Annotated in this window: 16 protein-coding genes; 9 read left to right on the top strand and 7 right to left on the bottom strand. The window is 32.2% G+C overall.

The genetic code is table 11. The annotated features are described in order from the left end of the window. The first annotated feature begins 110 nt into the window (after positions 1-110). The 8 genes from TY13_RS14740 (at position 111) to TY13_RS14770 (ending at position 6,224) form a co-directional block, all read left to right on the top strand. Positions 111-686, top strand: coding sequence for a sigma-70 family RNA polymerase sigma factor (locus TY13_RS14740; protein ID WP_154661616.1), 576 nt, complete (start codon positions 111-113; stop codon positions 684-686). 16 nt (positions 687-702) lie between these two features. After that, positions 703-837: a YvrJ family protein gene (locus TY13_RS20245; protein ID WP_074432972.1), complete on the top strand. Its 135-nt coding sequence runs from the start codon at positions 703-705 to the stop codon at positions 835-837. Positions 838-841: 4 nt separating this feature from the next. Next, positions 842-1,075 (top strand): helix-turn-helix domain-containing protein, encoded by a 234-nt coding sequence (locus TY13_RS14745; RefSeq protein ID WP_042477597.1) that lies wholly within the window; start codon positions 842-844, stop codon positions 1,073-1,075. Between the two features lie 329 nt (positions 1,076-1,404). Further along, positions 1,405-2,163, top strand: coding sequence for a hypothetical protein (locus tag TY13_RS14750; protein ID WP_154661617.1), 759 nt, complete (start codon positions 1,405-1,407; stop codon positions 2,161-2,163). Between the two features lie 32 nt (positions 2,164-2,195). Beyond that, on the top strand, positions 2,196-2,594 hold the full coding sequence (locus TY13_RS14755; RefSeq protein WP_042477603.1) for a hypothetical protein: 399 nt from the start codon (positions 2,196-2,198) through the stop codon (positions 2,592-2,594). Between the two features lie 115 nt (positions 2,595-2,709). Further along, positions 2,710-4,731 carry an ABC transporter permease gene (locus TY13_RS14760; protein ID WP_195891705.1) on the top strand — a complete coding sequence of 674 codons (2,022 nt, stop codon included), beginning with the start codon at positions 2,710-2,712 and terminating at the stop codon, positions 4,729-4,731. Position 4,732: 1 nt separating this feature from the next. Beyond that, entirely contained in the window at positions 4,733-5,608 is an 876-nt protein-coding gene (locus TY13_RS14765) for an ATP-binding cassette domain-containing protein (RefSeq protein WP_042477609.1), read from the top strand. Then, on the top strand, positions 5,595-6,224 hold the full coding sequence (locus TY13_RS14770) for a hypothetical protein (protein ID WP_154661619.1): 630 nt from the start codon (positions 5,595-5,597) through the stop codon (positions 6,222-6,224). Before TY13_RS14765 ends, TY13_RS14770 begins: the two co-directional genes overlap by 14 nt. Positions 6,225-6,325: 101 nt before the next feature. Here the strand turns inward: TY13_RS14770 and TY13_RS14775 are convergent, their stop codons facing one another. From TY13_RS14775 to TY13_RS14790, 4 genes are all read right to left on the bottom strand, one after another. Next, positions 6,326-6,634: a hypothetical protein gene (locus TY13_RS14775; RefSeq protein WP_042477615.1), complete on the bottom strand. Its 309-nt coding sequence runs from the start codon at positions 6,632-6,634 to the stop codon at positions 6,326-6,328. 258 nt (positions 6,635-6,892) lie between these two features. Further along, complete coding sequence (locus TY13_RS14780; protein WP_042477620.1) at positions 6,893-7,777, bottom strand: GNAT family N-acetyltransferase; 885 nt, start codon at positions 7,775-7,777, stop codon at positions 6,893-6,895. Positions 7,778-7,789: 12 nt separating this feature from the next. Beyond that, positions 7,790-8,494, bottom strand: a complete 705-nt coding sequence (locus TY13_RS14785) for a tubby C-terminal domain-like protein (RefSeq protein WP_042477622.1) — start codon at positions 8,492-8,494, stop codon at positions 7,790-7,792. A gap of 39 nt (positions 8,495-8,533) precedes the next feature. Beyond that, the gene (locus TY13_RS14790) at positions 8,534-9,121 is read right to left on the bottom strand and encodes a hypothetical protein (RefSeq protein WP_042477625.1); all 588 of its coding nucleotides are present in this window, start codon (positions 9,119-9,121) and stop codon (positions 8,534-8,536) included. A gap of 173 nt (positions 9,122-9,294) precedes the next feature. Here TY13_RS14790 and TY13_RS14795 point away from each other — a divergent pair, with 173 nt between their 5' ends. After that, positions 9,295-10,155, top strand: a complete 861-nt coding sequence (locus tag TY13_RS14795) for an AraC family transcriptional regulator (RefSeq protein ID WP_042477626.1) — start codon at positions 9,295-9,297, stop codon at positions 10,153-10,155. 126 nt (positions 10,156-10,281) lie between these two features. Here TY13_RS14795 and TY13_RS14800 read toward each other — a convergent pair whose 3' ends face one another. The 3 genes from TY13_RS14800 to TY13_RS14810 all read right to left on the bottom strand — a co-directional run bounded on the left by TY13_RS14800 (position 10,282) and on the right by TY13_RS14810 (position 12,435). Continuing rightward, on the bottom strand, positions 10,282-10,926 hold the full coding sequence (locus TY13_RS14800) for a YdeI/OmpD-associated family protein (protein WP_042477628.1): 645 nt from the start codon (positions 10,924-10,926) through the stop codon (positions 10,282-10,284). Between the two features lie 338 nt (positions 10,927-11,264). Then, entirely contained in the window at positions 11,265-12,014 is a 750-nt protein-coding gene (locus TY13_RS14805) for a DUF2087 domain-containing protein (RefSeq protein ID WP_407637734.1), read from the bottom strand. 127 nt (positions 12,015-12,141) lie between these two features. Further along, complete coding sequence (locus tag TY13_RS14810; RefSeq protein WP_042477631.1) at positions 12,142-12,435, bottom strand: hypothetical protein; 294 nt, start codon at positions 12,433-12,435, stop codon at positions 12,142-12,144. Positions 12,436-12,559 lie beyond the last annotated feature (124 nt).

Below are 12,559 nucleotides of genomic sequence, written 5' to 3' on the forward strand. Positions count from 1 at the left end.
TAATATCAATACAAACATACGTTTCTAATCGGAGGGTGATTACTATTTGTACGAATGTTAATAGTAAGAAGACAAGCTGTATTAAGCCCGATTTACTGAAATGTTTTGAGATGGAGAACGAATCTTTCCTAAAAAATAAATTAATAACCTCTTTTTTAAAAAATTCTACTAATAAAAATGCCTATGAACTTGCCATTAACAACCCGACACTGGAAAATCAACAGCAGCTAGATAAACTTTTCAAGGCTTTCTACTTCGATATAAGATTTATTTCGCATATATCTTCAACTATTCATTTTAATGCCATTAATTATGATAAGCGAACAAGGACGCAAAATTCTAGATATAATCTGACTTTGGATTCTAGTATTGATAAAAATGATAATGATAATTCCTTTATCAATTTATTGATTGATGAAGAATCAAAAATATCATTAGACAAATTATTGTCTCACGAAAGCATTTTGAAGCAAGTATCTTGTCCAATTTTATATGCTTCTTTGAAAAAATTAACAAAAAAACAACTTAAGATTATAGAGTTAGCTTATGTAAATGGTCTAAGCGACACAGAAATCGGAAAATTGTTAAATATATCTCAACAGTCGATATCAAAAACTCATAAAAAAGCGTTAAAAGAGTTGGCAAGCTTTTTTATAGAGAATAAAGGAGGTAAAAGCGTTGATTGAGACATCTGACTTAATTATGGCTATTGGTAATTTTGGATTTCCAATAGCCATCACTGTATATTTATTTTATCGATTTGAAAGGAAAATAGAGAACCTTGAAAAAGTTATCATGGAATTAACTCAAGTTATAAAAAGTTATGGAAGGGGATAATATCATGAGCAAAATGTATTATTTAGTGGAAAGAGCACGATATGATGAAGAGGCTCTCTTAGAATTAATTAAGCTTTTTGAGCCTAAAATCTATAAATCTCTTTATTTCACAACACCTTCACACAGAGAGGATTTATTACAAGAATTAAATTATAAGCTCATTAACTGTATCTGGAAATATGACCTAAATAGTGTCCCTGGTTTTTGGGAGTTTAAAGATCATGTAATGTCCCGTTAAAAATAAAAGTGTTTTAAACGGCATATGCCCTAAATTTAAAGGGCATATGCCGTTTGATTTTTCTTGCCCAAGTTTATATCAAGATAATCGTTTTCATTAAATTGCTAAAAGTCTTTCTAAAATCGTTTATTGGATATCAAGAATATGGGTTTGGGTTGGGCTTATTTTGTTGCAAAGACCGTTCAGCCCTCTTCTACTTCAATAGCTGCACAAACACTGGCTTTATCTTGAACTGCCAATATCTTTATAGACTTTTTAAATATTATTTATTTAAAAAGTTGTTATTAGGTTTAAACAAGCTTCTTTATAAAAAAACGAAAGGAGGAAAAATGATGAAAGTTATTGGTGCAAAAATGCAAGAGGAGGAAGTAAAAGAGTTTGCTGCATTTGCTTTAAATCAGGAGAATGTCAAATCCATTATTAGTGAGTTAAGTAAGCGCACTACATTATCTGAGAGTACATTGGAGGTGTATCAAGCCTTTAAATTCGATTTAGGCTATAATGACGAAATTAGTTTGAATAGAGCTATTCTATTCAAAGATAAAAGCAGTGGATCCTATATTTCATTTATCGAAAAAGTAGGAGCTGAGGATGGCAATCATCCCCAATATATAGCACATGGAAATCTCGCTCTCCCCCTTGATAAAACAGTTGAGCTCTTGCGTGTTAAAGCTAATGTAGAAGGAGAAATAACAGTAAAATCGGATACTCGTGATCTAGATGATTATGTATCGGCTCTTAATAATAACGATAAAGATTTTTACAAAGATTTTCCATTGAGCGATGATTATGAGCCTGGGCAATTAAAAAATCTATTGGGCTCCCAAGATGCGTTAGATGGCTGTCTCCCAGATTATGTTTGGTGTGGTCAAGCTTGTGTAGGTAAAAATTGTAATGACTCGAATTCATATGTAAAAAATGCACTTGATAATTGTTGTAGAATTCATGACTGTTGTTACATTAAGTACGGTGTAAAACGCCCACATTGTTACTGTGATCAGCAGATTTGTGATTGTGCTCAAAGCGTATTCCCAGCAGGTCTAGGTTGGAATCCAATTGTGCAAGCAGCCTTTTGTTTTGTTTGTTAAATTCAATTAAAGTAAAAAGGAGATAAAACAAAATGAATATTGCCTTAAAGAAAAGCAGTAAATCAAAAATAGCCTTACTGATATTTACGATCATTTTCTCCGTCCTACTATCAAATATTGCTAATGCAGCTACATCCATTGCCGTTTTAAATACTGGCAGCAATTCCGCAAAAGGTACTCCTATTTCAATAACGGATGGAACATCTAAAATGACAGTGACTAATGGTTCTAATCAACCATTTCAGCTAATCGGTCACGCAAAAAAATTTAATGTTTCAATTATCCCTGACACAATTGTTCATACTAGCTACGCTAGACCGCAAACTGAAGTAGTATCAACATTCTATCCTACTCCAACAAGCTATTATGCTGTAGCTTACACTGAATATAATACAACTCAAATTTGGGGTGCAGTTCAGATTACTGACTAATTTATGAAGCTGACTATCCTTTAACTGTTAAACTCAAGGATAGTCAGCTTACTTATTAGAAAGGAGTGTATCAATTATTTTAAAAATATTTCATTCTATCATGTTTTTTTCGAAAATGAATATCAAAAATCCTTTTTATACTTTATCTATTTTATTTAGTTTTTTTTATTTAATCATGATTATTCATACTTATAGTATTTCTGAAATAACAAATCCCGGAAATATGCTTCAACTCTCTTCTTACTTAATACAGGGATTAATGATAATTTTTATGTTTCTTGGATTTCAAGCTATTCATCAAGAACTAAATAACAATACCTATGAAGTCTTTAAAATAATCCCTAAAAGTATACCTATAAAGCTTTTTGGAAACATATTTACTATCTTAATAATTAATCTATTGTTTTGCTTAACCTCAATTATAATAATATTCTTTTCCTACAAATACTCTGGTTACACAGATTCAATATTTTACTATAAATCTTTGCTTTTTGTATTTGAATATTGGGTTTTACCTTTTATAATTAGTATCTTTTTCGGGGCTTTATACGGACTTTTATTTCGAAAAAATATTGGTGTTGCTGCAATATTAATAACTTGTATTATACTATCCCCTATGAACGAGAAGTTCATTAACAATTTTTTTAAAATGTTTGGATTTGAAAAAATACCAAGTTTCTTAATTTTAGGTCAAGTATATTATGAAATGCCCTATAACTCTTTCTCAGGATTCTATATTTCCTTTCCCGATATAATAAATAAAATAATGTGGATTATTCTTCTAATATCACTTAGCCTCGGAATCTACTTTATAAAAAGTAATGGATATCAAAAAGTTGTACTAATTTGTTTTATTCCTATTGCCTATCTATTTATTATGCACATCAAAGATTATTCGAACGAAAACACTCTATCTGATTATCATAAAAGGTATATTAATGAGCTCAACTATTATGCTGAAGAAAAGCAAGGAAAAGTTAATTCAGGCTTTGATTATGATATTGCAAAATATGTTATAGACCTCAAAACTTCTAACACTGTCGATGCAACAGTTGATATCTTCTTTCAAAATCAAATTGAAGGAGAGAAAAGTTTTGCACTTTATCATGGATTTAAAATAACAGAAATAGTAGATCAAAATGGGAATAAGTTAAATCACAGCCAAGAAGGTGATTTTATATCTGTCCACATCTTAAATCCAAGTATAAGTTTAACTTTTAAATATATCGGAAAAAGCTCCCCTTATTTTCCCGTATCAACTAATAATGTCTATTTACCGTTTTATTTTGCATGGATTCCATCCAATACACTAAATGCAGCTTTTAAATATATATATGAATCAAACTATAGATTACCCCAACAACCTAAAAATAATATTGAATATATTCTTTTTTACGAAGGAGCAAGTCCTATAAATACAAATTTAGCCTTCAAAGATAATCACTATGAAGGCATTAGTGACAGCGGTATTTATATAATTAACGGAGAACTAAAGACAATCGAATTTGATAACAAAATTATTAGTTATCCTTTAACATGGGAAAATAGCATGGGGAAATTAAAGGATTATTTATCTATCTTTACCCACTTATTTGAACAAGCAAATAACCTTTTTGATTTGAATATTTCTATGCCAGACAAAATTAGCTTTATACCTGTTAGAGGTGCTAATGATAATTATATTTCTGAATTTATGTGGTATCACCCTAACGAAATTTTTATTATAGTTGACCCTTATGAAAATCATGATAAGAACACATTGGATATTTTGAAGAAGAGAATTTCTTATGATTTGATTGGCTCCTTATTATGGAAGAGGCAAGGTCTAGCCTATGATAACTATGAAATTGTGACACTCTTTAATATTTTGGTTGGCATTCAGTTGAACAAGAATATAGGAATAGACGAAAATCAATATTCAATAGGGGCGTTTTGGTTAAAAAATATATATAGAACTATAAATGAAGAATCCACTAAGCAAATTGTAGATAAAATCACTTCATTTGTTGACGTCGCACAAGACGAAGAAAAATATTTATTTTTCTCTAAATGGATGGAGATTTTACACAATAAAAACGCAAATTGGCAAGATATTGAGGTTATTTTAGAAACGATAAAATCTGAAAAGAGGGAGTAATTTGATTAAAGTACGTAACATTAGTAAAAAGTATAAAAATCGTTATTCTTTAAAAAATATTAACCTAAATATAGAAGGAATTTATGGGTTGATTGGCCCTAATGGAGCAGGAAAAACCACTTTAATGCGAGTTATAGCAGGATTAATTAAAGTAGATGAAGGAGAAGTACTTTTTCGTAACAGTTATGATTCCAGTATTAAAAGCTTACGAGAAAGCATTGCGTATTTACCTCAAGATTTCAACATATATCCACGGGTTACCATTGAAGAATGCTTGAATCATATAGCCATCGTAAAAGGATTATCAAAAAGTTTTGATCGAAAAAGAAAAGTACAAGAAGTTTTAGAAATTGTCAATCTTGTAGAACATAAATATAAAAAAATTAAAGATTTATCTGGCGGTATGAGAAAAAGAGTTGGTATTGCACAAATGTTTTTAACAGAGCCTAAAATACTCATAATAGATGAGCCTACTAATGGATTAGATATTTCAGAAAGATTTCGTTTTCGGAATCTTATAAGGAGTATTTCAAAGGATAGAACTGTCATTATTACGTCTCATATTGCTGAAGATGTAGAATTTCTTTGTAATAAAATTGGAATTTTGAAAAATGGCGAAATTTTAAAAGAAGGGACTTCTGAGGAAATCGCAAACTACGCTAAAGGGATGGTATGGGAAATAACTGCTAAGCCTAATGAAATATCCAACATATTACATCATTACACTGTTCTAAATATAGAAAAGCAGCCCTTTGATAACTTAAAGCTTCGTATTTTTTCTAAATCTCAACCCAAATACGCTAAACCTGTAGAACCAAAATTAATTGATGGATATCTAAGCATTCTTGAAGGAGATGGAGTATTTGATGTTACTTAAATTTCAAATAAAAAACATGGGAAGTCTATTTTATCTTCCGCTCCTATTTTGTGCATTCTATATCATTTTTCTTCTACTCATACCCGCTGAATTAGAAGGGATTTTATTTCTTATATTACAAATAGCTGTCCTCCCTTTTTCTTTCTGGTGGCCTGTATTTAATATATATGATTTATATCAAAATAATGTTGAAGAAATATTCGCAACCTACATTGGAAAAAATCTTTTGTTTGACTATTTGAGATTTACATCTCTGTTTCTTATTTTAATTTTATTTTTGTTTTTTATTACAAACATTAAAGTGGGACAGCCTTTCCCCTTACATTTAGTTTTTTTATTAATCGGTCAAACATTTATAATTTCCTCCTTTGTTTTATTAATCACTATTTATTTAAAAAGCATAGAAATCGCAAGTATGAGCGCTATTTTATATGTATTTTCGGAGGCAGTAACAACAGGTGAGATATTTCCTTGGCCGCATATTTTTATCTTTTCATTAGATAGCCACAATTTAAATGTTCTATGGATACAGATGATTATTTATCTATTCATATCAGCCATTTTTTTATTTGCCTCTATAAAATATGCCAAAACAATCGAACGAAATATTATTTAAATACTAATATTGTTGTTAAGAAGGCGTTTAGAACACTAAAAAAGACAGCATTATTTTGCTGTCTTTAACTTGAAATTGGAGTAGAAACATGAGCAATACTTTTAAGCAATAAAAGCTGCCCAACTTATAAATAAACCAAAAGACACAGTGGCAATTACGACAACTGGAGCAAAAAAGAGACCTGTATATCTTAGTCTTCTATGCCCCTCTTTCTTCTTAAAGCCTAAAATTCCTAATACAAAGCTAACAATGAAACAAAGTATCCCTGTACCACTAAATACATAAAATAAAGTCAACTGTAGGGTAGTAAGAGGCACCATTCCTTTTTGCGTCCCAGCTACACCTGAAAGAATAAAGAGCAATATGCCAGCGACACCTAAAGTTATTGCATACAGAGAAAACCTATTCATAAATAACCCTCCCCATATATTCATCCTATTAATTATAACAAGCCACAGCAGCCAAATACAAACATATTGATGTAAAACGTGATGCTATTGGCTCCTAAATTTGTTCGAAATTGCCTGTTTCTCGTCTTTATCGTAAGATATGCGATGCTCCTTTTAGTTGACTGTGTTTATCTCAACTAACAATAATCCAGATCCCCCCTAGCTTGTACTCACAATTAGTCTACATGACTTACGGAATTGTATAAGTTTAGCTCGCTATTAACAATGTGAAGTCAGCGGGAACATAAAATTACCTTTCAGCAACGGATTTTTTGATAAAACAAATAAAGCATCGTCATCGTTCGGAGAAATTGTCGCATTCATGCCATCAATTGTACAGCTAGGTGTAAAGTAAAATACGACCTTTTTCGTTGTTTCTTTTACAACGCTTGCCATAATAGCTTCGATATTTAGTGCATTTAACGCAATGATATCGAAAATATGTAATGTATCCTCTTCCTCCTCCATAAGTACAATCGTTTCTAAATCCTCCACATAGAAAATTACCTCTTTGAATGGAATAGTGAAGTAGAACATTAAAAGACTAGCATTATTCTTAGTATCTAAAACATTTGAGTTGATATAACGTTTTTCCGCAAAACTTTCAAGCAAGGCTATATCCTTTTTAACAGTAAGCTGCTTTATCTTCGCACCTTTATTCACTTGAATCGAACTTTTCTCTAAATCCATGCTAAATTCACTTTCATGAAGTCGCGTAAAGCCAAATTTCGGATAGAAATCAAGCACCGTTTCATTTGCGAAAAGAAACATGAAATCACATCTATCTTCATATTCCTTCATAATATGCTGCATTAATTTTCGTGATAAACCTTGATTGCGATAGCCTTCATCTGTCATCACCGTACCAATCTGAATGGCACTATATGCTGTGCCATCAATAAGAACAGACATTTTATTAATAGAGGCATTTGCAATCACTTTGCCTTTGTCAACATACGAATACGGCACATATTGCTCGTTCCAATATCCTCGCTCATACCAAGGTCTAAAATCGAGCTCAAATGTTTTAATTGCCAATTCGTTAAAGCTCTCTCGCAAGCTTTCATTATTTCGATAGTCACTTACTAATTCATACTTTGTCATTTATAGTTCCTCTTACTTTCTTTTAAAATAATATGCGTGTGTAATAAGTGCAACGAGATATTCAGAGCAATCCTCCTGGGCGTCTAATAGATGAACATTGCTTATAATATGATTGCGCTTCATCGTCCCTAAAGTGCTCTGTTTGTCTTGCAATGTAATCGCTGAGGACATTGATGCTGCGGAAGTAGTAAAAGTTTTGCCTTCAATAGTAAATTCAATAACCTCTTTTAGCTTTACAGTATTTTTCATAGTATTTAAAGTGTGAGCCCTGCCTATTTCCATACCGTTTTTGTATATCGTCCAATGCTCCTGTATTAATAATCTATTTTTAGAATTCCAGCGAATAAGATAATTTTCCTCATTTATTTGAACTTCGAGTGCTAAATACCAATTTGAGCCTAAAATATCCGACACAATATGCTGCCATTTCTTTTCGAAATAACGCCTTATGTAACCTAGTTTTAAATCCCCTTTAAACAAAGGCTTTTTTGATAAAATCGTTGTTTGTCTTTCATAATACGACCAGCTTGTAATATTATTTGGTTTATAATTTTGTTCCTTATGTATGAGCTTTTTACTAAATAACCAAATAAAAAGTGCAGCAGTTAGAAATAGAAAAGTTGATGCAAAAGCTGTCACACTAAATAATCCATAAATTAAAAACCTTGCGAAGATAGCAAGCTGCAGTAAAATAAAAAGCAAGATTAAATGATACATGTTTCCCTCCACTCGTCTTTATGAGCTTTCAAATAATAATTAGTCCATCCAGTAAAAAATCGCATCCTTTATAAGATAATCTTTCGGTCTTCTAGAAAGTGTTGCAATATTGGCATCAAAAGGAAGTGGCTTTTCTACATCTTCCTTTTGTAAAATTGAATAATTATATTTCAAAAAGAGACGCTGCAATTTTTCATACAGTTCTTTTAAATTGTTTGGAACAATCAATTGATGTATGTCATCCAAAGAAGTCATCGCACCATTTGTCCATACACCTGTCTCCATTAAATAACAATCCGTTTTTTCGCCGCGCCCTATTAAGACAACTGGGGCAAGCATACTAATATTTACAATAAGCCCTTCTTTTCTTTCTTCTACCACACCACTAGGCTGCTTTGTACGAGTTATAGAATCATTACAATAGACAAACCATTGTATATACGACGCATAGCCACTCCCAAAATGTAATGGCTCTGGCTCGCAATGTATTTGCTTTGACTTCTCTAATTCTACCTTGATTCTCTTTAAATAACCGAGAATAAGTTGCTCACTCTTTGTATTATATGGGAACATCTCGCCAATCATCTCGCCTGCTATTAATTGCTTTAGTTGTTCATTTGTAAACATTTTCCAGCTCCTTTCCAAACATAATGGGGCTCTCCATTTTCTATCATACCAAATCACGCTAGAATGAAAGGAAAATCTAATACTTTTTTCAAATTCGATTATTTCCGTCTAGAAAATATCGAGTAAAGGAAGGCTTTATTCAATATGATTAATTTACAAGGGAGGGAAAACAATTGCTGCAAAAGTTTAATCAATTAATGGATTATATTGAAGCCCACCTGACAGAAAATCTTTCAGGAGAAATAGTCTCTCAAATTGTCGGCTTATCCGATTATCATTTTAGAAGAATGTTTTCTTATATGGCAGGCATGTCGTTAACGGAGTATATCAAAAATAGAAGATTTTCCTCTGCAAATGCTGAGTTAGTAAAAGGGGCAAAAGTGACAGACGTGGCCTTCAAGTATGGATACCAATCCGTTGATGGATTTTCTAGAGCATTTCGTGAGTGGAGTGGATTTTTACCTTCAGAAGTTGCTAAAAATCAGATCCAAAAAACCTTTCCAAAGTTTTCATTTTTTATAGATATTAAAGGAGGCGTTTCGATGGAATTCAAAATTGAGAAAAAGGAAAAGTTCAATCTAGTAGGTGTAACAAAAAGAGTACCAATACAATTTGAAGGTGAAAACAATGCAATTATGGACTTAGCTAAAACGATTACTGAGCAACAAAGAAAAGAAATGCACGAATTAGGTAATTTATACCCGCATCAAGTATTAAATGCTTCATACAATTTTGATGAAGGGCATTTAGAGGAAAAGGGTAATTTAACACATATGATCGGCTTTGCAACTACAAAGGAAAATCCGTATAACGACTTAGAGCTAATTAAACTGGAAGAAAATACGTGGGCTATTTTCCCAAATCGTGGCCCTTTCCCTACAACATTACAGCAAACGTATGCCAAAATTTATTCAGAGTGGCTGCCATCATCAAATTATGAGCTCTTAAATGAGCCAACAATTTCCTTCACTCGCTATGATGATCCAGCAAACAATGTTTATAGCGAGGTTTGGATTGCAGTAAAGGAAAAATAATTATGATGGGCGTATTTTGAGTCGCGCCCTTTGCGACGAATAACCGCTTTTTTAGCAAATAGTTAAGTTAAAAGGCTAAGGCAGTCCGAAAAGGAATACCTTTTAGACTGCCCATCCCATTCGCGTTTAAATTGTTTTTTCGCCATTCTCTAAAGCCTTTACCATCTGCTCAAAACGCTTTTCTCTCGTTTCCTCACGCTTCGCACTAAAAATATGTCGCGCCCACCCTTTTTGATAGCCTTCTGTTAACGTTTCAAAAAAATGATATGCTTCGTCGTATTGCTGAAGCCGTTCCTTTAGCTGTGGAATCATTTCGATGTAATCGTCAACACGCTGGCTTGCGGCATTCGATTTCTTTTTCTTCTCCTCACGTTTAATACCTACTGCTGTAAAAACATCATCAACACTGACCATTCTTGAAAATTTATATGGTGACCCTGCAATATAACCGTCCCCATCCGGATCAATATCTAGCGCTGGGAAAATATCATCACGATGAATGAAGCTATCTAGCTGCTTATTTCCTTTTTTCGGATAAGCAATGAATACATAACCCCCTTCTGCAATGTGATCCTCTTCAACCATTTTCTTTGTCGCTTCAACAAAATCAGCTAGCGAATTGACAAAAATAAAAATTGCACCGTACTTTTGTTCATCTAACTCCTCAATATATTGTCCTTCATACGTTGCAAATAAATTTGGGTTAGGATTATTTAAAACAGCTAGCTTTTCATACTTATTTAAATTTAATTTTTCTACAATAGTTTTCATTATTCCCTCTCCTTCAATGAATCTTTTTTCTTTACAGTTGCGTATTATTATTTAACGGCATTTCAGACGTAAGGAGGTAAGACTGTGGGCCTTTTAATTTCTTTAATTATCTTTTTAGCTATATTATTTGTTATTGGTGGCATTTTAAAAGTATCATTCACTATATTAAAATATATCGCATTAATTGCAATAATCGTTTATGTAATAAGATATCTTTCAGCACTATTCTAAACTGGCGCTCTTATTTAAGAAAAATGGGAAATGTAGCAATTGCTCATTTCCCATTTTATCGACATTTCCAACCTCTTATATCTTCCCCCAAAAAGCCTAGCCTACTTCTATTCCTTAATCCAATAGGACGAACCATCATTACTACGATCCATAAATCCATATTCAATTAGATAACGTCTTAAAGTAACAAAATCAGCATGCACTGTTTTTAAAATTGTATTTACTTCTTTTTCTGTATAAGCCTTCCCAACAGTAAATCGTTTTAAAATATGTTGTAAAATAATAAGCTTTCTCTTTTCTTTACTCGGAATCGTCTCAATGCTGCCATCTAAACCTTGTTTAAAATAAGTTTGTAGCACTTTTTCGCGCTCTTTGTCCTCAATGCTATAACGCTCGTCCACTTGTGTTGCCCCCTTATGAATTTTATAATGATTCGGCTCTGAGAATAGCTGCATTAGGGCTAGGAAAATTTTTGCCTGCTTCTCTTTTTCACGTAGCTTAAAGCGATGCTGACGCACTGTTGAAATATTATTAACACTACTTTCTACAGCGATTTCCTTATCTGATAAGCCCTCATAAAACAGCTCTAACATCTCCTGCTGCACCTCGGATAAGCCATTTATTTTCTTATCCATTTGCAAAAGTGCATGAAAGGCTGAGCCATGCTCTTGTCGAATATGTGCTTGTACCATACCTTCAGCTGTTAAAAATTTATCTTCAAATGGATATACTTCATGTATAAAAAACACTTTATCGCAATGAAGGCAACGATATTGTAAATCATCTAATTGATAGCCTTTCATTAATTCGCCAACCGATATATTTGAGAAATCCATAAATATCACCTCAACAAACATATTATATAAAGTTTATTAATTTGTAAACAAAAATACAATTTGTTTATATTTATAGACTTATTTGCTAAACAAAAAAGTAGCATGTCAGAGTCAACTCCAACACGCTACTAAAAAAACCTACTCACACTCACAATTTTTGAATTCCTCTCCAAAAGACAGACCAAGAAATATTTAACTTGCTCTCATACTCTTCATATGAATAGTTCATCATATGGAATAGCATCCCATCTAATATTGTCATAAAGCTTGTGGCAACCATATCACTATCAATAAGATTTTCTTCTTTATTTCCCTTCAAAATTGAGAAAACAAGCTCTTTAATCTCATCTTCCACCTTTTTATTCTTAACCGCAATAAGCTCTTTGAATATTTCTGGTGGATAAATACCATACCTTTTTAGAAAAAGGCCTTTATCGTTCATATAGTAGTATTTATTTAATTCCGCTAAGATATGATATAGTTTTTGCTCAGTTGAAAACTGCTCTATAATACAAGCTTGTTTTTGTTAAGATTTCTTTAAATATGTCGTTTTTTTGGACTGATTG

It is taken from the genome of Bacillus ndiopicus, assembly GCF_000612805.1.
GTDB lineage: Bacteria > Bacillota > Bacilli > Bacillales_A > Planococcaceae > Metasolibacillus > Metasolibacillus ndiopicus.

Coding starts and splice junctions, on each gene's coding strand:
- TY13_RS14780 (WP_042477620.1), bottom strand. CDS start 7,777: ATGACAAAGTATGAATTAGTAAGTGACTATCGAAATAATGAAAGCTTG.
- TY13_RS20245 (WP_074432972.1), top strand. CDS start 703: ATGGCTATTGGTAATTTTGGATTTCCAATAGCCATCACTGTATATTTA.
- TY13_RS14740 (WP_154661616.1), top strand. CDS start 111: ATGGAGAACGAATCTTTCCTAAAAAATAAATTAATAACCTCTTTTTTA.
- TY13_RS14775 (WP_042477615.1), bottom strand. CDS start 6,634: ATGAATAGGTTTTCTCTGTATGCAATAACTTTAGGTGTCGCTGGCATA.
- TY13_RS14800 (WP_042477628.1), bottom strand. CDS start 10,926: ATGAAAACTATTGTAGAAAAATTAAATTTAAATAAGTATGAAAAGCTA.
- TY13_RS14760 (WP_195891705.1), top strand. CDS start 2,710: ATGAATATCAAAAATCCTTTTTATACTTTATCTATTTTATTTAGTTTT.
- TY13_RS14750 (WP_154661617.1), top strand. CDS start 1,405: ATGATGAAAGTTATTGGTGCAAAAATGCAAGAGGAGGAAGTAAAAGAG.
- TY13_RS14755 (WP_042477603.1), top strand. CDS start 2,196: ATGAATATTGCCTTAAAGAAAAGCAGTAAATCAAAAATAGCCTTACTG.
- TY13_RS14745 (WP_042477597.1), top strand. CDS start 842: ATGAGCAAAATGTATTATTTAGTGGAAAGAGCACGATATGATGAAGAG.
- TY13_RS14810 (WP_042477631.1), bottom strand. CDS start 12,435: ATGAACGATAAAGGCCTTTTTCTAAAAAGGTATGGTATTTATCCACCA.
- TY13_RS14790 (WP_042477625.1), bottom strand. CDS start 9,121: ATGTTTACAAATGAACAACTAAAGCAATTAATAGCAGGCGAGATGATT.
- TY13_RS14785 (WP_042477622.1), bottom strand. CDS start 8,494: ATGTATCATTTAATCTTGCTTTTTATTTTACTGCAGCTTGCTATCTTC.
- TY13_RS14805 (WP_407637734.1), bottom strand. CDS start 12,014: ATGTTTGTTGAGGTGATATTTATGGATTTCTCAAATATATCGGTTGGC.